Raw genomic sequence first — 22,829 nt, forward strand, 5'->3', positions numbered from 1 at the left:
CCGACGCACTCGGGGACTACGACCCGGCTGCGGCCTGGATCGGCCGGCTGAGCGATGGGGCGGCCGACGTCCGGGCTCAAGCCGCGCGGGCCCTGGCCCTGCGGCACGCGAAGGGAGCCGCGGTGGCCGCGCTGGCCGTGGCTGTGAAAGACCCCGATCCCACGGTTCGCCGACAGGCGGCGCTGGCCCTGGGCCGTAGCGGCGAGCCGCGGGCTGCCGACGCCTTGTGGCCGGTATTGGGCGACGACGATCGCTTCGTTCAGTTCACGGCCATGCAGGCCCTGCGGGCACTCAATCGATGGGACCGCGCCGCCGAAATGGCCGATACCGATCACGACGCGGCTCGCCGCGCTGCGATCGTAGCGCTGACGGGAATCTACGATGACGGCGCGGTGGCCGCGCTGCTCAAGACGATCGGCGAGGCGCAGCATGTCGATGCCCGGGCCGCGGCCGTGGCGGCCGTCGCCGAGGTGCATCGCCGCGCCGATCCGTACACCGGCGGCTGGTGGGGAACGCAGCCGGCTCGAGGCAAGCCCGCGCGCGCCAAGCAGCACGAGTGGTCGGCGACGCACGCCGTAATCGATGGTCTGCGCGCGGCGCTTGCACAGCCGGCTCCCGAGGTGCGGCAGGCCGCGATTGCGGCCGTGGCTGCGATCGACGACCGCGGCTCGGCCGACGGTTTGCGTCGAGTGGCGGCGAACGACGACGACGACGCGACCCGCATCGCGGCGCTCGACGTGCTCGCGCAATGGCAAGACGCGGAGGTGGTCGGGGTGCTGCGCCAGTTGGCCGTCGCCCCGGTGACGACGGCGTCGCTCCGCCAGGCATCGGTCGCCGCGCTGGCCCGCATCGGCACGCCGCAAGCCGTCGAGCTGTTGGTGGCGCTGGCCGTGGACCAAGGATCGCCGGCCGAGTTGCTGGTACTGTGCCTGCCAGCACTGGCCGAGTTAAAGCCCGCGGGGGCCGAGGCCGCCGTCACTGCACATCTCAAGCATCCTGCGCCGGAAGTCCGCGCTGCGGCCGCTGGCGCCTTGGCTCGACTGGCGGGCGAGCGGGCCGTCCCGCGGCTGATCGAATTGTTGGGCGATGCGGACATCGCGGTGCGGCGCAGCGCGCTGGCGAGCCTGGCCGAGTTGCGCTCGCGCGAGGCAGTGCCGGCCTTGATGGCGGTCGCCAACGATCCGGAAACTGAATTCGAGGCCCTCACCGCCTTGGCAGCTTTGCCCGACGAGCGTGCGCTGGCGGCCTATTTGCGGGCCCTGGCGAGCAAGAACCAGACGCTACGCGACGCCGCGCGTACGGCGCTCGTACAGATTCGCGCTCGCGTGGCCGACCAGGTGTTGGCGCTCGACGCCCGTCACGAATTGACGTCTGCCGTACTGGCTGAATTGGACCGGGTCTATTCTTCGCCGGTGCCGGTCGTCGATTGGCAGGTGCTGGGTGCCTGGTCGAAGGAGTCGCAATTCGAAATCGAGCACACCGCAGCGCCTGATCTGAAAGCGCAGTTCACCGTCGACCAGCAGCCCCTTGCCTGGCATTCGATTCAGACGAATGACGAGCACGGCCGCGTGTCGTTGCACCGTTTCTTGCGACCGCGCGAAAACTGTTGGGCCTGGGCCTACGCCGAGCTACGGTCGCCTGTGGCCGGGCCCACGCAAATGCTCATCGGCAGCGACGATCAGGTCGAGGTCTGGCTCAACGGCGAACGCGTCCACACGTTCAACGACAACCGCGGCTGGAGTCCCGACCAGGATCGGTTGGAGGTCGCGCTGCGCGAGGGGGCCAACCACCTGTGGGTCAAGATCGGCAATTCGGGCGGTCCCTGGGAGTTCAGTGTGCAGATCGGGCAGCGCGATCCGCGCTTCGCCGAACTGGCACGCCGCGCGCAGCAGGGCATCGACCCGAGCGTCTATCGCGACTTTGCCCTGACGCAGCCGGGCGATGCGCAGCGCGGCGCGGCCTTGTTTGCCGACACCAAGGGACTGGCGTGCGTCAAGTGTCACGCCGTCGGCGGCGGCGCGAAGGCGGGCCCCGACCTCGCCGGGGTGGGGGCCAAATATGCCCGGGAAGAGCTGATTCGCTCGGTACTCGAGCCTTCGAACCGGATCCTTTCCGGCTACGAGTCGTCGACCGTGGCGACGACGTCGGGCCAGATCGTGCAGGGCGTGATCAAACAACAAACCGACGAGCTGGTCGAACTGATCGACGCCGAGGGACGCGTCGTGCGCATCGCCGCCGACGAGGTCGACCAGATCGAACGCGGTACGTTGTCGCTGATGCCGGCCGGGCTGAAGGATGGGTTGACGCCGGCCGATTTCGCCGACCTGATCGCCTACCTCGTCAGCCTGAAAGATCAGCCGCCCGCCGCGGCAAAAACGCCGTAAATGGCCCGCCTCGACGGCTGCGAACCCTCGGTCGCCCAACTAAAATCGATCTACGCATCCGTTCGTCATTGCCTGGAGTTGTTGCCCGATGTTGCACTCCCGCCAGATCTTCCTGTCCGCCGCTTTAATCCTTGCCGCGGGCTCGCCGGCAACCGCCGTGGCACAGCTTGCCTATCTCGAAGGCCATAGCGAACCCGTCTATGCGGTCGCCTACACGCCCGACGGACGCTACCTGGTCACGGGTAGCTTCGACAAAACGGTCAAGGTTTGGGACCGCTCGACCGGACAAGTCGTGCAGACCTTGGCCGATCATTCGAACCTCGTGCTGACCGTGGCCGTGTCGAAAGACAGTCGGCAACTGGCCTCGGCCGGCATGGATCAACAGATTCTGGTTTATGACCTGCCCGGTGCGACCTCGGGACCGGCGGCCACGTTGGCACCCGGCGGCGAAGTCACGTCGATTGCCCTGTCGCCGGATGGCAAGCTGCTGGCCTCAGGCGACCGTTCGGAGGTCGTGCGGTTGTGGGACGCGGCCACCGGTCAGCCGGTACGCGACCTGGCCGGCGCGACCAGCGACGTCCTGTCGGTGGCGTTCAGCCGCGACGGTGCGTTGCTCTTGGGTGCCTCGAGCGATGGCACGGTGCGCGGGTGGAACGTGGCCGACGGTGCGCTGGTTGGGACGATCGCCGCCGCGGCACGTGTCGAGTCGGCCGTTTTCCGGCCAGACAACCAGGCCGTGGCGCTGGGGGCCGAGGACGGTTCGTTGCGGCTCTATCGCTGGCCGCCACCGGCGCCGACCTCGATTGCGGTCGGCCAGCCGCAGCGAGCGCTGGTCGTCGCGCCGGGAGGCGAATGGTTCGCCGCGGCGGGCGACGACGGGCAACTTCGCATCTATCAGACTTCCGACGGCGCGCTACAGCGGACCGTCGACCTCGGCCGCCCGGTACGCGTGGCGGTTCGCTCGGTCGACGGTGCCCGAGTGGCCGCCGTCGGCAACGACGGCCGCGTGCTGGTGGTGAATCCGGCCGCGGGAACGGTGGACGGGCAGTTCACGCCACATCCCGGGGCCGTGCATGACGTCGCCCTGCAGCCTGCCGGGACGCAACTGGCCACGGCCGGCGACGATGGCGCCCTGCGGCTTTGGACCTGGCCGCCGGTCGCCATGCGCGACACGCCGATCGCTGGCGGTCCGTTGCGAGCGCTCGCCACCAGCGCCGATCGCGCGCTGGTCGCCACCGGTGCCGACGATGGCACGATCAAGATCAACACGGCCGCCGATGGAGCCGAGGTGAAGGCCCTGAACGCGGGCGCAGCGGTTGCGGCGCTGGCGTTTATGCCGGCCGGCGATCGGATCGTTTCCGCTGGCGGCGACGGGCGCGTTCGCATCCACACCTTGGCCAGCGGCGGGACGCTGGCGATCGAAGGGCAGGGGGCGCCCCTGTGCAGCGTGGCCATCGCACCCGGCGGCGCCGCGATCGCCGCGGGCGACAATGCTGCCAAGATCAAGCTTTGGAATCCGGCGGACGGGTCGCTCGTACGCGAGCTGGCTGGCCATGGCGGACCGGTCGTGAGCCTGGCCTATTCGGCCGACGGCGCAATGCTCGTCTCGGGCGGCGACAACTCGGTCAAGCTTTGGAACCCGGCCGATGGGGCGCTGGTGCGCAATATCGACACCGGGGTCGGCGTGAACGGCGTGGCGTTGGCGCCGTCGGGCACGCTGCTGGCCGTCGCCTCGGCCGACAATCGCATCCGCCTGTTCCAGGTGGGCGACGGCGCCATCCTGGCAACGATCGACGCGCACGGCGCACCGACGGCCTCGATCGGGTTCTCGCCCGACGGCTCGCGGCTGGTCAGCGTTTCGGCCGATCGCTGGGTCAAGATTTGGGACGTCGCCGCGCGCCGCGCCGTTCAACACGATCTGCTGCCGGCCGCCCCGCTGGGCGTGCTCGCGGCCGCCGATGGTCAGACGTCGCTCGTGGCCTGCGAAGACGGCCATCTGCGCGCCGTGCCGCCGCAAGCCGCGACGACGCTTGCCGGCCATAACGGTGCCGTGACGGCCGTGGCCTATGCGAACGACGGGGCGCAACTCATCAGCGGCGGCTCGGATCGCACGGTGCGCCTGTGGGACGCGGCCAGCGGGCAGCCGCTGCGCAGCCTGGCGGGGGCGCTCGACGCGGTCACCGACGTGGCGCTGAGCGCCGACGGTGCGTGGGCCGCCGCCGCGAGCAGCGACGGATATGCCCGCATCTGGAAGACGGCCAACGGCCTGCTCTGGGCGACGTTGCGCTGCGGCGCCCCGGTCCGGCAGGTGAGCTTCTCGGCCGATTCTCGCCGCTTGATCGCCGCGGGTGACGACCAGCGTGCCCGGGTGTACGACGTCGCCGAGGCACGCGAGATCGAGCAGAGCGTTGGCCACACGGGCGCCGTGGGCGGGGCAGGCTTTCTGCCGGATGCCGCCCGCTGGGTCACGGCTTCGGCCGACGGCACCGTGCGAATTTGGACTTCGCCCTTGATGGCCAGCGTCAAGGCGCACCGCGGCAACGTGAATGCGGTCGTCTACGCGCCCGGCGGTGATGCGATCTTCACCGGCGGCGACGATCGGGTGCTGGCCCAATGGAATCCGGCCGACCTCGCCCAGGTGCGCACGTTTGCCGGGCCGACGGCCGGGGTGAAGTCGATTGCCCTGGCGGCCGAGGCCGGGCGGATCGCCGCTGGCGGCGACGATGGCGTGGTGCGCGTGTGGCAATTGTCCGACGGCGCGTCGCTTCTGGCGGCCGCGACGCCGTATGCCGTCACGGCCGTGGGCCTGTCGGCCGACGGGACGCGCGTGTACTACGGCGCCGGCGACAACGCGGTCCGCGGCTTCAACGTCGCCGACTCGGCCGCGATCGCCGATTGGCCCGTGCATCGCGCGGCGGTGACGCAGGTGGTCGTCGCGCCGGACGGGCGGAGCGTGTTCAGCGCCAGCCTGGACCACAACATCAACCGCTTCGCCACGGCCAGCAGCGGCCCGCGGCAGCGGCTCGTCGGCCATACGGCCCATGTCTATGCCTTGGCCTTCTCGCCCGACGGCGCGCGCCTGGCCTCGGCCAGCGCCGACAAGACCGTGCGGCTCTGGAATGCCGGCGACGGCGCGAACTACGCGACCTGCCAGGGGCACACCGCGCCGGTCTACGCCGTGCAGTTCAACCCGGCGGCCGACCAACTGGCGAGCTGCTCGGCCGACAAGACGATCCGGCTGTGGAACCCGGCCGATGGCACGCTGCTCAAGGAGATCAAGCAGGGGATCGCCGACGGGCTCTATAGTCTCGAGTTCAAGCCCGACGGATCGCGGCTGGCCGTGGCCGGCTTGTCGAAGACCTGGCAGATCTTCAATCCGGCCGAAGACGCGCCGCTGAAGACCGTCAGCGGCCACAGCGATCCGATTTACCGCGTCGCCTATCGGGCCGACGGCCTGCGCCTGGCCACGCTGGGATACGCCGGGTCGCTGATGATCTGGGACCCCGAAAAGGATGCTGCCCTGCACAGCGAGACTTTGCCGGTCAAGGCCGCGTTCTCGGTGGCCTGGTCGCCCGACGGCACGCAACTGGCCATCGCCGCGGCCGACAAACGCGTGCTGTTGTTCACCGTGCCCGAAGCGGCGCGGTAATTGCGACCCATCTGCGCAAAAAAGAAACGGGGGCGATTCGCTTGGCGAATCGCCCCCGTGGTCGTTCCTCGTGAACCGCGCGGCGTCAGGGCCGCGCGGTCGTCCGTCCGATCCTAGCAGCACGTTGATTTAATCAGCGGGCTGCGCGACCGCATGGCTGCGGTCTCAAAACGACGACGCAAGTCGTAGTTTTGCGAGCCGTGCGGAGCTCGGCTCCGCACCTGGCGAGGTTGAAATAGGCCACGAAGGCCTATTTCAACGGGCAACTCGCTCGACGCTACTTCTTCTCGGTGGCGAATTGCGGCAGCTTGGCCGTGTACTTCGCCGGATCGGCCTTGAAGCCGGCCGGGCAGCCCGGGCAGCAGAAGTAGACCTTCTTGCCTTCGTGTTCGACGAAGATGTCGGTCTTCACCGGCTTGCCCGACAACGGGCACTCGGTCTGCAGCGTGTAGCCCTTGCTGATGTCTTCGCAGCACATCGCGAGCTTCTCTTCGTCCGAGGCCTTCTGGAACTTGCCCATGCAGTTCTTGCAGCAGAAGCCGACCTTGGCATTGCCCAGATCGCACATCGTGTCGGGATTCACCGGCTTGCCCGACAAGGGGCAGCCGACTTGCAGCATCTGGGCCGTTTCGAGCCATTGCAGATGGACCTTGGCCGTGGCCTTGGGGTCCTTGTCGAAGCTGGACTGGCAGTTCCCGCAGCAGAAGTAGACCTTCTTGCCGCTGAGCTCCGAGCAGCAGTCTTCCTTGGCCGGTTTACCCGACATCGGGCAAGTGGCCTTGAATTCCTTCTTGTCTTCAGCCGTGGTGTTGCCCGAAAAGACCATGCCGGCGGCAACCACCAGCGCCAGGCATAGCAGCGAAAGTTTGGTTTTCATCGATTCAGATCCTTGTTCGTAAGAGACGTGCGAGATCCATTCGCGTGCGTGCACCGGCAACGTGCCGTACACGCAAAAAAGGAGGACACACAAGCTTGGGCCAGGAGATTGCCCGCTCGGAATCAAATCCGCCAGCAGCAAAGCTCGGCGCGCACCGCTAGCGCAGAGCGCGCTCCGCAGATGTTGTCGCGGGGACTCCACCGCGCTGGGCCGCTCGCTGGCGGCAAGAGAGCCACGACGATGCCTTCGTCCGACAACGATCGTGGGGAGGATTCAGTCGCGATGCTGCCGGCCGGCAGGCTCGGATTCGAATGGCCCGCGCCGCACAAACAGATGGAACGCGAAGCGTCCTGGGCCAGCTGCTCGCGGGCCGGCTTGGATTTGTGGCCGCAGCAACTGTGCCGGGGCGCGGCGCCTGTGGGGCGCTTCGCGGAGCGCTGACAGCACGACTTGGCTCCCTGCGCGTGGCCGCAGCACGAGCGTTGGCCTGGTTCGTCGCTCTTGGCCCGGCTGCGACAGCAAGGGCAAGCGCCGCCGCATTGCGGCGGTGGCTTCACGGCGCCCGTGGCGGTGGCCAACAGGCACACCACCAGCAGGTTCGCGATCAGGCGTTGTCGCCGAGAGCTAGACATAGCGCGCCATAGGGAGGCGGTATCAGGGTGCGACATCCTGTCCGGCGCCATTCTTGACGAAGGCGCCGCAGTGTCAACCAATTTTCGGCATCCCGGCCAGCTTACTTGACCGATTCGACCGGCATGCTCGAGACCTTCGATGCTGGCTGCTGGCGGGCGGTTACGACCGGTTCGCGAACACCTCGGTCGCGCGACCTAAACCGGCCAGGCTCAAGGCGTTCCCGACTGCGGCACCGACTGGAATCCGACCGCGGCGTCGCCCTGGAACTTGTCGAGCATGATGTACAGGTTTTGTAGGGCCCGGTTCATCATTTGTTCGCCGGCTCCCAGTTCGACCGGCGAGACGGTCGGATCGGCGCCGTAGCCGCCTTCGCTGGCGGCCTCGATCGTGGGGAAGTACAGGTTGTGGCCGTTGCAGTAGCCGCAGAACAGGGTGTGTTCGACGTACGCCCGTTCTTTCAACCGGTTCGAGTGATTGCAGAAGAACTCGCCCGACCCGCCGACCAGGGCGATTTGGTCGTTGATCAGCACGGTGTCGAGCTCGGCGGTGATGCCGTTGGCCCATTCCTCGGCGATGTTGCGCGTCAGCTCGGGAAAGAACGCGCGGGCAAACACGGCCTGGATCCAGGGGTTCGAAAACTTCACCCGGGTGGCGAACTTCCAGTGATCGACGCGCCCTTCGATCGACGGTTTGGCCGGCGCGGCCGTCGAGATCGACTTGGCGATCTCGACCACTTGCCCGCCCAGGTGCCGGCCGAATTGCTGCGGCCCACTCACGCCCGAGGGCGAGTTGGGGCTCATGTCGCCCGCCGCGCCTTGCATGAACACGCTGGTCGTTTGCAGGGCCTCTTCCACGGCGGCGTGCATCGCCCCCACGTAGTCGGCCGAGTACCGCAGATCGCTCTCCTCGGTCATCACCGGGTGCGCGGCGAAGTTCGTCAGCACGGCCAGCGGCTGCCCTTCGAGCGAGTCGAAGCGAATGACAGCCAACATTGGATCGGTGACGCGCGGCTCGCGCTTGGTGTGGCGATTGCGGTTGAGCGTGACGTTACGCTTGCCGACGCCGACCTTGGCCGGCTGCAGGTTCTTGTTCGCCTCGAGAATCACCGCCACGAGCTGCTCGGGCAATTGCTGGGCATACTTGACGGCCACGTCGAAGCGTCCCTTGCCGTAGCCCTCGCGGTCCGTGAGTTCGATCACAGGGCCGTGGTGCGAATGGCTACCGGTGATCAGCACATGCTCGATTCCCACTTCGTGCAATTGCTGGCGAATCTGCTGCATCATCTGCACGGTCGGTCCGCGCCCCAAGTCGGTACCCACCAGGGCCACGCGATCCTTGCCGGCGGCGATCACGATGCATTTTGCCCACAGCGGGTCCATTACCCCAACCGACAGTGCGTCGTGGCGCGCGCCATAGCCCCACATCGGCATGCCGATCGGTGGGGTGATGTCGCGTTTGGCCACGCCGACGAGGAACTGGGGGCTCGCTTCCGAGGCGTCGCCCGCGGCGGCTGTCTCGATCGCCAGCGACAGCAATACCAACGACAACCAGGCACCAAGGACTTGCGGACGAATCATGGTTCTCTCGCGGGGAACACGGCGGGAAGGGTGGGGGCAGCGTACCGGTCAACTCGGCCGCTGTGCCAGGGGCAGCGTGACGACCGAAGTGCCCAGCATACCGCGCCGATCGCACAGGGCGCAGCGAGTCTGGCCGATCCCATGGTCGAGCCAGACGCTTTCCGGTGCCATCCGCACCCAAGGCTCTTCCGGGGCCCGGGCCAGGTGGAGCGTCAGGTCGGCGTTCATGAACAGGTACTGCGGGCTCTCCAGCCCGATGGGCGCCCCGAAGGCGTTGCCGCAGTCGGCCGCTGCGGCGACCGCCGCGGTGTGCGAGAGGGGGCGGCCCGGCAGCAGCTCGGCAAACACGCGAATCCAGGCCGCCGACGGTGTGGGCTTGTACATGGCGCCGGGCACCTGGGTACGGATTTCCGAGGCTTCGTCGACAAACGGCGCCAGGCGCGGCTGGCGACCGTCGAAGTTCAGCGGGGCAAAATTCTCGGGCCGATCCGGCGGTGGCTGGAGTTCGACGCCGGTTCCTTCCAGGGGTGGCAGCGTGAAGTCCTGCTGGCGGGTGCGCTGCACAAAAGCCGACGCCGTGAATTTGTTCTCCTGCGACAAGGTGATTTCGAGCAGCGTGACGCGCCGGCCCGCCTTGACGATCCGTGAGCCCACCTCAAGCGGCTGCGTGGTCACGGGACGCAGCAAGTCCATGGTCAACCGCGTGGTCACCCAATCGTCGCCGGGCACGAGTTCCTCGCCCAAGGTGACGCACAGCGCAGCGACCGGCCCGGCATGCAGGCTCTCGCTCGACCACGGACCTACGGCCGCGCGCTGTGGAAACCAGCGGTTCTGTTCGCGCTCGAAGAAGACAGGATGAGACATTTGCCGCTGCGCTTAGTCTTGCCAGAGGCCTTCGGGGATCGGCTTCGACTCGACCACCTCGATGAGCACTTGATCGGGGCCTTGCACGAAGAAACTCTTGAGCTTGTGCGGTTCGCGCACGGCGATCGGTTCCACGATCGTCGCGCCCTCGCGCTGCATCCGCTCGAACACCGGCTCGATCTGCCGGTAGGAAAATGCAAGATGGTCGATCGGCCGCCCCCGGGTGGGCTGGATCTCCTTGAGCGGTGGATCGGGCCACCAATAGGGTGCAGGGTCCCAGTCGGGCTTGCCGAAAAAGATCATCAGCACGTTGTCGCACTGGATCGTATTGATCCAGATGTCGGACAGCGCCTTCGGATCGCCGGGCTTACGCGGTTCGGTCGGTGCGGGCGGCTTGGGCACCTGCGGCGCGCGCGGCTTCAGGCCCAGATGCTTCGCATACCAGGCACAGGCCGCATTCACGTCGTCCGCAAAGAAATGCACGTGGGCAAACCGGTGGTGGCCCATCGTGTTGATCTCGATCAGCTCCTTGTCGGGCCCGCTGATGTACATGTAGTAGTTGTTCGGGCCCGGTAGCGGCGAAAGCGGCGTGTGGATGTCGACGTCGTGGTTTTTCCACCATTCGTACTCGTTCTTGACGTCGACGCCGCCCCAGCCGATGTGCCAGATGCCCGTGTTGAGCGCGGCCTCGGGCGGTTCTGCGACCTGGTTGAACAGGATGAACGAGCGCTCGGTGAACAGCGCCTCGACCGCGTCGTTGAACTGCACCGGCACGGCCCCGAACACCCGGCGGTAGAACTGCACGGAGCGTTTGGGGTTGGTGACATTCAGACGCACGTGGTGAAATCGCGCCGGCATAGGATCTTCGGCCCGTGCGGCGGGCGCGACCAGCGCCAGGCTGACCAAGACCAGCCAGCGAAGCGACGATCGTCGGGTTTGCATGCGTGGGTCTCCCGTGCGGAAGGGATCGGGCGGCGGGCGGCGAACACCGTCGTCGCCCGACCAAGCGACGTCGTCAGCCGATAAAGCGATTGACGAGGTTTTCAAGCATTTCCTGGCGGCCGCTACGGTTCGGGGCGATCTCGCCTTTGCTGAGCATATATTGCTCGAGCGAGGCGAAAGTGGCCCGGCCCGATTCGATCTCCACGCCGATACCGGCGTCCCACGAGGCATAGCGCTCGCGCAGCAACCGGTCCAACTGTCCGTCGGCGCGAATCGCGGCGGCGATCTTCAACCCCTGCGCGAACGTGTCCATGCCGCCGATGTGGGCATAGAACAAGTCGATCGGCTCGAAGCTTTCGCGGCGGACCTTGGCGTCGAAATTCACGCCGCCGGGCGCGAGCCCGCCGTACTTGAGCAGCGTAAGCATGATCTCGGTCGTCAGGTACACGTTCGTCGGAAACTGGTCGGTGTCCCAGCCCAGGAGCAGATCGCCCGTGTTGGCGTCGATCGAGCCCAGGCTGCCCTGCATCGCGGCATATTCGAGCTCGTGTTGCATGGTGTGCCCGGCCAGCGTGGCGTGGTTGGTCTCGAGGTTCAGCTTGACGTGCTCGGTCAAGCCGTAGCTGCGCAGGAAATTGAGACACGCCGCCGCATCGAAGTCGTACTGATGCTTGGTCGGCTCCTTCGGCTTGGGCTCGAACAAGAACTGACCGTGGAAGCCGATCGACTTGGCATGTTCGACGGCCAGGTGCATGAACCGGGCCAAGTGGTCCAGCTCGCGCTTCATGTCGGTGTTCAACAGCGACTGGTAGCCCTCGCGCCCGCCCCAGAACACGTAATTCTCCCCCCCCAGCTCGTGCGTGACCTCGATGGCCTTCTTGACCTGTGCCGCGGCATAGGCAAAAGCGTCGGCATTGGGGCTCGTCGCGGCGCCGTGCATATAGCGGGGGTTGCTGAACAGGTTCGCCGTCCCCCAGAGCAGGCGAATGCCGCTGCGTTTCTGCTCCTCTTTGAGCGTCTTCACGACGGCATCGAGGTTGCGGTTCGATTCGGCCAGCGTGCTGCCCTCGGGCGCGACGTCGCGATCGTGAAAGCAGTAAAAGGGCGCGCCGAGCTTTTCCATGAACTCGAACGCGACCCGGACGCGCGCTTGAGCGTTTTCAACCGAGTCGGTCGCGGCTTCCCAGGGGCGGGCCATCGTGGCCGATCCGAAAGGGTCGCTCCCCGTGCCGCGAAACGTGTGCCAGTAGGCCACGCTGAAGCGCAAGTGCTCGGCCATCGTGCGGCCTTCGACCACTTCGGTCGCGTGGTAATGACGAAACGCCAGCGGGTTGGTCGACTTCGGACCTTCGTAGGCAACCTTCTTGATCTCGGGAAAAGCGGACATCAGCTCGTTGACCTCTCATGGGCTCGGATGGTGCAGGGGTCCCCAATCGTGCCAGAGCCGATCGACCCAGGCAAGCAACCGCGAGAATTGCCCGGCCGCATTCAATAAACCGGCTCGGGCGCCTGCAACTGGGCACGATGCGCCTCGACGCGGCGGTTGATCTCGGCCACGACCTCGGGATGCTCGGCGGCGATGTTGCGCGACTCGCTGGGGTCCTCGTCCAACTGGAACAAGAGCGGCGGATCGTGCACCTCGGGCTTGGCCTGGCCATAGCCGGCCTGCGTCAGGTAGTGCAGCTTCCAGGCGCCCCAGCGCGCGGCGAACAAGTCGGGACCCCGATAGTAGAAGAATTCGTCGCGGGCGGACTTGCCATCGCCGAACAGCACCGGCCCCAGATCGACGCCGTCGATCGGGCGATCGTCGGTCAACCCGACGCCGGCCGCTTTCAGGCAAGTGGTAAACACGTCCATCGTCGTGGCCATGGCCAACTCGGTGCGGCCGGGTGCGATCCGGCCCGGCCACCAGAAGATGCCTGGCACGCGCATCCCGCCTTCCCAGGTGCTGCCCTTGCCGCCGCGCAGCAGCCCGGCGGTGCCCCCTTTGAGCCCTTGCGACAGCCAGGGACCATTGTCGCTCGAGAAGAACACCAGCGTGTTTTCGTGCAGCCCCAACTCGCGCAGCCGCGCGATGATCTGTCCGGTGCTCCAATCGATCGTCTCGACGACGTCGCCGTACAGCCCGCGCGGACTGCGGCCGGCGAACTTGTCGCTCGCGGCCAGCGGTACGTGCGGCATGGTGTGGGCCAGGTAGAGCAAGAACGGACGCTTGGCGGCCGCGGCGGCGTCGATAAACGCCAGCGACTCTTGCGTGTAGCGCTCGGTCAGCGGGCCCTGGTCGGGTTCGGTTTCGATCGTCTCCAGATCGCGGATCAGGGGCAAAGGCGGCCAGCCCTTGGGTTTGGCGGCCGCACTGCCCAGGCCCATGTCGTTGCTATACGGGATCCCGAAATAGTGCTCGAAGCCGTGGTGCTTGGGCAGATCGGCCGGTTTGTGGCCGAGGTGCCATTTGCCGATGCAGGCCGTGCGATAGCCGGCCGCCTGGAGCAATTCGCCCAGCGTCTGCTCGTCGCCCGGCAAGCCGCGCTCGGAGTGCGGGAACAACACGCGTTCCTTGACGCCGGCCATGCCGCTGCGAAGCGGGTAGCGCCCCGTAAGCAACGCAGCGCGGCTAGGCGTGCAAACCGGCGCGGCCGAATAGAACTGCGTAAACCGTGCGCCTTCGGCCGCCATGCGGTCCAAGGCAGGCGTACGAATTGTCGGATGCCCGTAGCACCCTAGATCGCCGTAGCCGAGATCGTCGGCGTACACGATGACGATGTTCAGCGGCGAGGCCATCGCGGTTCGGGGCACGCTGCATGCCGACAGCACCAGCGCGACGATTGCCAGCCAACGTCCGCACGGCAGGAACATGGCAGTTTCTCCTCCACAGGGTCCCCCAACGGACCAACCTTGCAACAGGTTGGCTGCGCGTCGAGGCGGTTGCAAGCGACCCCCGGTGAGAAACGGCTACCGACGCAGCCGCGAGATGTCGACGTATTGATGGCGGCCGCCGTTCTGCTCGGCCAGCTCGGCGAGGAAGTTGCGGCCGCCGAAGGCCGGCCCGAACCCGAACTCGATCGTGTGGATGATCGAGCCGTGGTGGTTGGCCCGGTGGATTTCGGCCAGTTGCGTCGGCGTGAGCACCGGCTGATCGGCGTCGGTCAAGAAGAAGATGATGTCCGGGTCGAGCGCCAACGCCGCCCGCAAAGCCGGTTCGTGGCGTGTCGCCCCGTCGGGGTTGATCTGGGCGATGAACCGCGCGGCTTGCTGTTTGTGTTGCGGGCTCGCCGCGCCCAGTTCACGACCTCGATCGGCAAACGGCACGAGCGTGGGCGATTCGTTGTAGAAGATGATTTGGAACTCGTGTTCCGCTCCCAGGTGCTCCAGGCTGGCCGACAACTCGCTCTTGGCCGCGTCGAGGGCCGTGCGGCCGGAGCCGCCCATGCTGCCCGAGCGATCGAAGACATAGATGAACTTGAACCCCCGTCCCGCGACGCCAAATACGCCGGTCGTCGCTGCACCGGCGCCGCCTGCCCCGGGACGCGAAGCGGGAGGCCCGTCGCCCCCGGCGCGCGGCGCACTCGGGGCCTCGGCGTCTGCCTTGGGCAGTTTGCTCGGCGCAGCCGCCGCGGGCGGAGCCGCCGGCGCCTCGGTCGGAGCATCGATGGCCGAAGGTGGCGGGGGCGGGCCGCCCACGCGCACCACCGGCGGGGAGGCATCGGCCGGGCGATCGACCATGGTCAGATGACGCCCGCTGCCCGCGCCGGGGGACGCAGTCCGTGATTGCAGCAGCCAGTTCGCAGACCAGACCAGGAGCGTGGCGTGGAGCAGCAGCGAAACCACCCAGGCCGAGCCCCCGATCAACGGGCGCCGCGCAGGAGCCGTGCCGACTGCCGCGCGCGCAGCCGACGAATCTGTCGCGGCGGTGCGAGCGCGCCAGCCGGTCAAGCTGGGTTCGATCGTCGAGAGCGATTCGCGCATCGTGCTCTGAGCGGCGTTGGAAGGCAGGCCCCGCTCGATTCTAGAAGTCGGCAATTTCTCGGGTCAACGCAAGCACGCTCGCCTGCGGCAGGCCGGATTGCCTCCTCGCCGGTTCGCCGAGCGCCGATATAATGCGGGTTTATCCCACCGATCGCAGACCCGGTGCCATGCGGATCATTCACTATCCCCATCCCACGCTCCGCCATCGCTCGAAGCCGCTCAAGCGGGTCGACGCCGAGTTGCAGCACATGGTACGGCAGATGTTCGACCTGATGTACGAGGCCAAGGGCATCGGCCTGGCCGCCAACCAGGTCGATTTGCCCTACCGGCTGTTCATCCTCAACCTGGAGAGCGATCCGGAGAAGCCCGAGCTCGAGCAGGTGTTCATCAATCCGGTGATCAGCGGACGCAAGGGCACGGCCACGGCCGAAGAAGGGTGCCTGAGCCTGCCGGGGCTGTACGCCGACGTCACCCGGCCCGAGCGGGTAACGATCAATGCCTACAACCTCCGGGGTGAGGAGATCGACCAGGAGATCGAGGGGCTGTTTGCCCGGGCCGTGCAGCACGAGGTCGATCATCTCGACGGCGTGTTGTTCATCGATCGGTTGAATGAGACCAGCCAGATCGAGGTTCGCGACGTGCTGGGCGAATTCGAGACCAACTTCGAGTCGCGGCGTCGCAGCGGCGAAATTGGCGACGACACCCAGATCGCGGCCCGGATTGCGGAGCTGGAACGCCTCCGCACCTGATGCGTTCGCCGGCCAGGCCCCAGAGACCGCGCCATGCGCTTGATCATGATGGGCACCGGGCCGTTTGCACGGCCGACGTTCGAAGCGCTCTATGCCACCCGGCACGAGATCGTGGCGCTGGTGACGCAGCCGCTACGGCCGGCCAAGGGTAAATCCGTCCCCGAGCCGAGCCCCCTGCGGGCCGTGGCCGAACGGCACGGAACGCCGATCTTCGACCCCGAGCCGCTCAACACCGACGCGGCCCGCGACACGCTGCGCGCGTGGAACGCCGACTTGTTCGTCGTGGCCGACTACGGCCAGATTCTGGCGGCCGAGACGCTGGCCACGGCGCGGCTGGGGGGCGTCAACCTGCACGGCTCGCTGCTGCCCCGTTACCGCGGCGCGGCGCCGATCAATTGGGCCATCTATCACGGCGAGACCGCAGCCGGCGTGTCGGTCATTCATATGACGCCTCGGATCGACGCGGGCCCGGTCCTGGCGCAGGCCTCGCTCGAGATCGGCCCCGACGAGACGGCCGTCGAGTTGGAGCAGCGCCTGGCAGCGCTGGGGGCCCCGTTGATCTGCGAGGTGATCGACCGGCTCGACGCCGGCCACGTCGAGCCGGTCCCGCAAGACCCGGCGCAGGCCACGCGTGCACCCCGGCTCAAGAAGACCGACGGGGCGATCGACTGGTCGCGCACGGCCCAGCAGATCAAGAACCAAGTTCGCGCGCTGGAGCCCTGGCCCAAGACGTACACCACCTGGCACAAGGCCGACGGCTCGACGGTCCGGCTGATCCTGGGGCGTTGCGAAACGGTCGCCGACGCGCCCTCGGCGGCGCCGGGCACGGTCGTCGCCGCCGCCGGCGATGGCCTGGTCGTCGCCACGGGGCAGGGGGGCCTGCGGCTCGTCGAGCTGCAGCCCTCGGGCAAGCGCCTGCTCCCGGCGGCCGAGTTTCTGCGCGGCTACCGCGTCGCCCCCGGCGAACGCTTCGGACCAGAAACCGCTAGCGGCTCCTGACCCTCCAGCACGCGCGACTTCGGATCGCGTTCCCTGGTCGGCGGCTGTGGGGGTGGGTTAGACTAGTGTTTCTGCCGTCGCAGGCGGGCGGCTGCCGTGTGGTTCAGACCAGGAGCCTCGACATGGAAGTCCGGGACATCGTGATTTGGGCCGTCGCGGCCCTGATTGCCGCCTCGGCCCTGGTCCGGCTGATGCTGGTGCGGCACAACCGGCTGCTGGCCGAGGCCCGCGACCAGGTCGAGCAAGAACAGCGCCGCCGTGCCGCCGAAGCCCGGGCCGCGGCCGCCGCCGCCAAACGGGCCTCGTAGCGGCCAAGTGTGTTTGACTCCAGCGAGTGAATCCCCACCGGGTCGCCCCCCACGGCCCGAAAGCCCCCGTCCGACGCATGAGCAAGCGGTTGTATATCGAGACGGTCGGCTGCCAGATGAACCTGCTCGACAGCGAGCTGGTCGTCGCGAGCCTGAGGGCCCAGGGCTATACGCTGGTCGCCACGCCGCGCGAGGCCGACACGATCCTGTTCAACACCTGCAGCGTGCGGCAGCATGCCGAAGACAAGATCTACAGCGCCCTGGGGCGATTGAAGCACGCCAAAGAGCGCGATCCCGGCAAGATCATCGGCGTGCTGGGCTGCATGGCGCAAAAAGACCAGCAGTTGATCTTTCGCCGGGCGCCGTTTGTCGACCTGGTGGTCGGTCCCGGCCAGTTGCACCAGGTGCCCGAGCTGTTGGCCGACATCGCCGCGCGGGGCGAGCGGCGGATGGAAGTGAGCCTGGGACGCAAAGACGGCAGCCGGGCCGAGATCGAGCGGAGCTTCGAGAGCTACGACCCGCTGCGCGATCCGCAGATGCGCCCGACGCCCTATCAGGCGTTCGTGCGGATCATGATCGGCTGTGACAAATTCTGCACGTATTGCATCGTCCCCTCGGTGCGCGGGCCCGAGCAAAGCCGCCCGGCCGAGCACATCGTCGCCGAGGTCCGTCAGTTGGCCGGCGAGGGCTGTCGCGAAGTGACCTTGTTGGGGCAAACGGTCAACAGTTACCAGGACCAGGGGGCCGGGGCCAAGGTCCGCCTGCCCGAGTTGCTGGCGCGGATTCACGACATCGAGGGGATCGACCGCATTCGCTTCGTCACGAACTACCCCCGCGATATGTCGCAGGAGCTGCTCGAGGCGGTCCGCGATCTGCCCAAGGTCTGTCCGTACCTGCACGTGCCGGCGCAAAGCGGCTCGAACGAGATGCTCAAGCGGATGAAACGAGGCTACACGGTCGAAGAATACCGCGAGATGCTGGCCCGGATTCGCGCGACGGTGCCCGAGGCGGCCGTGACCAGCGATTTCATCGTCGGTTTTTGCGGCGAGACGGAAGACGACTTCCAGGCGACGGTCGAGCTGGTCCGCGAGGCGCGGTTCAAGAACTGCTATATCTTCAAGTACAGTGCCCGTCCCGGCACGAAGGCCGACGAGCTGATGCGGGACGACGTGCCGGAAGACGTCAAGCGGCGCCGCAACAACGAGTTGCTGGCAATTCAGAACGAAATCTGCGATGCCGACAACCAGCCCTTTGTCGGCCGCGACGTCGAAATCCTGGTCGAAGGGCCCAGCAAGCTGGCCCGCAAGCAGCACGCGGGCGACGAGCAGCCCCACGGCGACCGGTTGCAGCTCACGGGCCGCACGCCCTGCGATCGGATCGTGGTCTTTGAGGGCCGGCCGCGGCTGGTGGGCCAACTGCTCACGCTCCGGGTGGTCGCCGCCGACGCGTTCACGCTGTTCGGCGAGATTGTGCCCGAGCACGTGGGGCCCGAGGTGTATCAACTGTCCGCAACCGGCGGCGGGCGATTAGACTAGATAGCACGCATCAACGAGATTCGAGACGGTCGGTGCGCGTGGCGGCGCGACATCGGCGCCCCTGAGTGCCAGTCGGAAGCGACGCCTTCATGCAGATCGAAACGCTTCGCCGCCTGTTAGACGATCCCGCGGCGGCCTCTTCTTGGTTGCAAGGTCTGGGGTTGGTCAACCCGGCCCGGGGTCAGCAGAGCCTGGTCCGCCTGGCCACCGGCGGGCTGACGCTCGACCTGTTGGCCGACTTGGCCGACCAGTTGGCAGAGCACCTGCCCGGGACGAGCGACCCGGACATGGCGCTGAACAATCTCGACCGCTTCTTCGCGGCGGCGCGCAATCCCTTGTCGCTAGGCACGCTGTTCGAGCGCGACCGCGAGGCGCTGCCGATCTTGCTGCAGTTGTTCTCGACCAGCCAGTACCTGAGCGACCTGCTGATCACCGATGCCGAGAGCTACGACCTGGTCCGGATGACGGCCGGGCAGCCGGTGTCGCGCGAGGTGCTGGTCGACGAGATCACCAGCGAAGTCGCCAGCCTGAGCGACGAGCGGCTGGTGATGGCCGCGCTGCGCCGCTTCAAGCGGCGCGAAACCTTGCGGATCAGCTACGGCGACATCATCCGCGAACAGCCGCTGGCCACGGTGAGCGCGCAGATCTCGTACCTGGCCGACGCCCTGATCGAAGGCGCACTGGTCGCCGCGCGACGCAAGCTGGGCGAACGTCGTGGTACGCCCCGCCGGGCCGACCGGCAGCCGGCCCAGTTCGTCGTCCTGGCGCTGGGCAAGCTCGGCGGCGTCGAGCTCAACTATTCGAGCGACATCGACCTGGTGTTCCTCTACGACGAAGACGGCATGACCGATGGCCGGCAGCCGCAAACCAACCTGGAATACTTCGACCGGTTGATCCGCGCGCTGGTCAAGCTGCTCGCCGAAGTCACCGAGCTGGGCTACGTCTACCGAGTCGATCTGCGGCTGCGCCCGTTGGGCGAACGTGGGCCGACGGTTCAGAGCCTGGAAGCAGCCTGGCAGTATTACGACGTCCTGGGACGCACTTGGGAACGGCAGGCCTATGTCAAAGCCCGGCCGGTGGCTGGCGACCTGGAATTGGGCCAGCGGTTCTTGCGCCGGCTCGAGCCTTGGATTTATCGCCGTTACCTGGGGCTGGCCGACATCACGGGCATCAAGGCCCTCAAGCGGCGCATCGAGCGCCGTACCCTGCTCGAAGGCGTCGACGACCGCAACGTGAAGACGGGCCACGGTGGCATTCGCGATATCGAGTTCGTGATCCAATTTCTCCAGCTGCTCAACGGCGGCGACCTCGAGAATCTGCGCACCGGCAACACCTTGCTGGCGATCGCCGAGTTGGAAAAGGCCGGCTGCCTCACGCACCAGGAACGCTCGCTGTTGGAAAGCAATTACAGCTTTCTCCGCAAGATCGAGCACCGGCAGCAGATCATGTTCGATCTGCAGACGCATTTGTTGCCCGAGCAGCCCGAGGAGCTGCGCAAAGTGGCGATCCGCATGGGGTATGCCGATACGCCCGAGCGGACGGCGCTGGCGGCCTTCCTGGCCGACTTGCGCACCAAGACCGACGTCAATCGGCGGATGCTCGATCACCTGTTGCACCAGGCGTTTCCGGACGACGCGGCCACCGAGCCGGAGGTCGACCTGGTGCTCGACCCCGCGCCGCCGCTGGAGCGCATCGCCGAAGTGCTGGCGCGGCATCGCTTCCGCAACGTGCAGCAGGCCTACGACAACTTGATGGCCCTGAGCGAAGAGAAGGTGCGGTTCCTGTCGACGCGCCGCTGCCGGCATTTTCTGGCCGCCATTGCGCCGGCCCTGCTCAAGGCGATCGCCGCCACGCCCGACCCCGACTCGACGCTCGTGAACCTGGTCCAGGTGTCCGACTCGCTGGGCGGCAAGGGCGTGCTTTGGGAGCTGTTCAGCTTCAACGAGCCCTCGCTGCGCTTGTATGTCGAGCTGTGCGCCTCGAGCCCGTACTTGTCGAGCATTCTCACCAGCAACCCGGGCATGATCGACGACCTGATGGACAGCCTGGTGCTGAACAAGCTGCCCGAACTGGCCGATCTGCGCGAGCTGCTCGATGAACTGTGCCGCGGGGCGGAGGATATCGAGCCGATCCTGCACAGCTTCAAGAATGCGCAGGTGCTGGCGGTGGGCGTGCGCGACATCCTGGGCAAGGAAGACATCAAGGCGACCAACGCCGCGCTGTCCGATATCGCCGAGGCCTGCCTCGAGCGGATCGCGCTCGACGAGTATCGCAAGCTGGTGGAAAAGCTGGGCGAACCGCTAGTGGGGTCGGGCGAAAGGGCGGGCATGCCCTGCGAGTTGATGATCGTGGCCCTCGGCAAGTTTGGCGGCCGCGAGATGACCTATCGCAGCGATCTGGACATCGTCTTCCTGTACCAGGCCGACGGCCAGACGCACGCCTTGTCGCGCAGTCGCCGCAGCGAGACGACGACGAACAATCACTTTTTCAGCGAATTGGGCCAGCGGATCATCAAGGTCTCGAGCCAACTGGGCCCCTTTGGGCGGCTGTTCGAAGTCGACCCCCGGCTGCGGCCGACCGGTCGCAGTGGAGTGCTCGCCACGTCGCTGGCCGAATTCGAACGGTATTACGCCAACGGCGAGGCTCAGCTTTGGGAACGACAGGCGCTCTGCAAGGCACGCGTCGTCTTCGGCTCGCCGCACGCCGCCGCAGCAGCCTGGGCAGCGATCGGCCGCGCCGCCTACGAACATCCGTGGCAACATGAATGGGCCGCCGCCATTCGTGACATGCGCCGCCGCATCGAGCTCAACGCCAGCCGCACCAACCTCAAGCGCGGGCCGGGCGGACTGGTCGACGTCGAGTTCCTGGTGCAGATGCTGCAATTGCGCTACGGCGCCGACGAGCCGGCGATCCGCCAGCCGAACACGCTCGACGCCTTGGCCGCGCTGCACGCCGCGGGCCATATCGACCAGGCCGATCTGGAGTACCTGGCCGGTAGTTATCGCTTCTTGCGCACGCTCGAGGCGCGCTTGCGGCTGATGAATAGCGCCGCGCACCACGACGTGCCCGACGACCCGATCGAATTGGACAAGCTGGCCCGACCGTTGGGCTACTCGGCGGGGCAGGAGCTGCTGGCCGATTTCTGGAAGTACACCGAGCAAAACCGCCAGCGGTTCGAGCGGCTGCTGCTGTTGGCCGAAGCGGCCGTGTGACCGGCCGCAGGCGCCTGGCGTGGCACGAAGAGCTTAATTCTTTTCGGGCGCGGCTTCCTTGTCGCCGGACGATTCTGTGCCGGGCGCCGCGGGGGCGTCGCCGGCGGGTTTCGACTCGCTTTCCGACTGCGTCTCGCCGGTGGCATCGGCCGGCTCGAACCTGGATTTCGTCTCGACGTTGATCTCCTGCTCGAACGCCTGGCCCATGGTCTCTAAATCCATGTCGATGTGCTGGGTCAGCTCCGAGTGATCGATCCGCCCGGCCTGGCGGTCAAAGTAGATATAGCCCTTTTGCTCCTGTTCCGAGATCTTGACCTTGATCGGGAGTTTGGCCTGATCGTCCGGGTCGTAATCCATGGTGATCTCCACGGCCACCTTTTCGAGCTGGTGGCCGTCGATCTCGACGGGCCCTTCGTAGCGAAACGTCGAAATCTCCGTTTGCCTGCCGAGGATGGGGTTGGCGATGGTACCTTCCTGTTTCCAGGTGTCGCCGACGGCGGGCATCGTTTCAGGCCAGATGAGCCAGCCGTTGCCGCTCATCTGCTTGAAGCCTTGGGCAAACGTCTCTTCGTTCAGCAGGTCGTTGAACTGCCCGCCACCGGGTATGCTCCCCAACTGGCTGGCCAGGTTCTTGGCGGCGTCTTTCGGCAACTCGACGTCGAGGATGTTGCCGCGTGGATCGATGGTCAGGGTGTACTTCAACTCGGTGAAGGGGCGCAGCACCTTGGCCATCAACTGGGCCTGAGGATTTTCGGGCTCCTCCTTGTTGGCCGTGTCGAACTCCAGCGTCGCGATCGGGGCTACGAGCTTGAGCTGCATCCGAGTGATGCCCATTTCGCAACGCGCTGCCCCGTTGTCGAGCAGTTCTTTCACGTTGAACTGCAACTGCATGCTCATGGTGCCGTTGCTCTTGGACGAATTGTCGCCCACGATCGTCGCCGCCTCGAACTGCTGATCGACCTGCAGCATGAACTGTTCGCCGGCCGAAAACCGCCAGCGTATGGGCTCGTCGTCTGCCCGGGCGACCAGAGGCAGTCCCGCACATGACAGCAGCAATACGACGGCCTTCAGCAACGCAGTTGGTTGCCATGGCGTGAAGAATCGAGTGCGCCGATACACGGGAAGGTCTCCCTG

At 66.8% G+C, this 22,829-nt stretch carries 15 protein-coding genes; 7 read left to right on the forward strand and 8 right to left on the reverse strand.

Annotated features, from left to right (window positions below; genetic code table 11):
- Together K1X74_13195 and K1X74_13200 are read left to right on the forward strand one after the other, a co-directional pair.
- Nucleotides 1-2,384, forward strand: a 2,384-nt coding sequence (locus tag K1X74_13195) for a HEAT repeat domain-containing protein (GenBank protein ID MBX7167279.1), incomplete at its 5' end; no start/stop codon positions are given.
- Nucleotides 2,385-2,472: 88 nt separating this feature from the next.
- On the forward strand, nt 2,473-6,033 hold the full coding sequence (locus K1X74_13200) for a WD40 repeat domain-containing protein (protein ID MBX7167280.1): 3,561 nt from the start codon (nt 2,473-2,475) through the stop codon (nt 6,031-6,033).
- A gap of 277 nt (nt 6,034-6,310) precedes the next feature.
- Here K1X74_13200 and K1X74_13205 read toward each other — a convergent pair whose 3' ends face one another.
- The 7 genes from K1X74_13205 to K1X74_13235 form a co-directional block, all read right to left on the reverse strand.
- Nucleotides 6,311-6,910, reverse strand: a complete 600-nt coding sequence (locus K1X74_13205; protein ID MBX7167281.1) for a hypothetical protein — start codon at nt 6,908-6,910, stop codon at nt 6,311-6,313.
- An 842-nt stretch (nt 6,911-7,752) separates the two neighbouring features.
- Entirely contained in the window at nt 7,753-9,120 is a 1,368-nt protein-coding gene (locus tag K1X74_13210; GenBank protein MBX7167282.1) for a neutral/alkaline non-lysosomal ceramidase N-terminal domain-containing protein, read from the reverse strand.
- Nucleotides 9,121-9,168: 48 nt separating this feature from the next.
- The gene (locus tag K1X74_13215) at nt 9,169-9,984 is read right to left on the reverse strand and encodes a thioesterase family protein (protein MBX7167283.1); all 816 of its coding nucleotides are present in this window, start codon (nt 9,982-9,984) and stop codon (nt 9,169-9,171) included.
- A 12-nt stretch (nt 9,985-9,996) separates the two neighbouring features.
- Entirely contained in the window at nt 9,997-10,926 is a 930-nt protein-coding gene (locus K1X74_13220; protein MBX7167284.1) for a VOC family protein, read from the reverse strand.
- Between the two features lie 73 nt (nt 10,927-10,999).
- Nucleotides 11,000-12,313 (reverse strand): xylose isomerase, encoded by a 1,314-nt coding sequence (gene xylA, locus K1X74_13225; protein ID MBX7167285.1) that lies wholly within the window; start codon nt 12,311-12,313, stop codon nt 11,000-11,002.
- Nucleotides 12,314-12,414: 101 nt separating this feature from the next.
- Complete coding sequence (locus K1X74_13230; protein MBX7167286.1) at nt 12,415-13,782, reverse strand: sulfatase; 1,368 nt, start codon at nt 13,780-13,782, stop codon at nt 12,415-12,417.
- Between the two features lie 96 nt (nt 13,783-13,878).
- Nucleotides 13,879-14,892, reverse strand: coding sequence for a hypothetical protein (locus K1X74_13235; GenBank protein ID MBX7167287.1), 1,014 nt, complete (start codon nt 14,890-14,892; stop codon nt 13,879-13,881).
- A 131-nt stretch (nt 14,893-15,023) separates the two neighbouring features.
- Here K1X74_13235 and def point away from each other — a divergent pair, with 131 nt between their 5' ends.
- From def to glnE, 5 genes are all read left to right on the forward strand, one after another.
- On the forward strand, nt 15,024-15,641 hold the full coding sequence (gene def, locus K1X74_13240; protein ID MBX7167288.1) for a peptide deformylase: 618 nt from the start codon (nt 15,024-15,026) through the stop codon (nt 15,639-15,641).
- 33 nt (nt 15,642-15,674) lie between these two features.
- Entirely contained in the window at nt 15,675-16,640 is a 966-nt protein-coding gene (fmt, locus tag K1X74_13245; GenBank protein ID MBX7167289.1) for a methionyl-tRNA formyltransferase, read from the forward strand.
- Between the two features lie 122 nt (nt 16,641-16,762).
- A complete protein-coding gene (locus K1X74_13250; GenBank protein MBX7167290.1) occupies nt 16,763-16,948 on the forward strand; it encodes a hypothetical protein in 186 nt (61 codons plus the stop codon).
- A 77-nt stretch (nt 16,949-17,025) separates the two neighbouring features.
- Nucleotides 17,026-18,483, forward strand: a complete 1,458-nt coding sequence (miaB, locus tag K1X74_13255; protein ID MBX7167291.1) for a tRNA (N6-isopentenyl adenosine(37)-C2)-methylthiotransferase MiaB — start codon at nt 17,026-17,028, stop codon at nt 18,481-18,483.
- 89 nt (nt 18,484-18,572) lie between these two features.
- The gene (gene glnE, locus K1X74_13260) at nt 18,573-21,695 is read left to right on the forward strand and encodes a bifunctional [glutamate--ammonia ligase]-adenylyl-L-tyrosine phosphorylase/[glutamate--ammonia-ligase] adenylyltransferase (GenBank protein MBX7167292.1); all 3,123 of its coding nucleotides are present in this window, start codon (nt 18,573-18,575) and stop codon (nt 21,693-21,695) included.
- Between the two features lie 33 nt (nt 21,696-21,728).
- Here the strand turns inward: glnE and K1X74_13265 are convergent, their stop codons facing one another.
- Nucleotides 21,729-22,814 carry a hypothetical protein gene (locus K1X74_13265; protein MBX7167293.1) on the reverse strand — a complete coding sequence of 362 codons (1,086 nt, stop codon included), beginning with the start codon at nt 22,812-22,814 and terminating at the stop codon, nt 21,729-21,731.
- Nucleotides 22,815-22,829 lie beyond the last annotated feature (15 nt).

It is taken from the genome of Pirellulales bacterium (assembly GCA_019694435.1).
In the GTDB taxonomy this organism is placed as follows: Bacteria; Planctomycetota; Planctomycetia; order Pirellulales; family JAEUIK01; genus JAIBBZ01.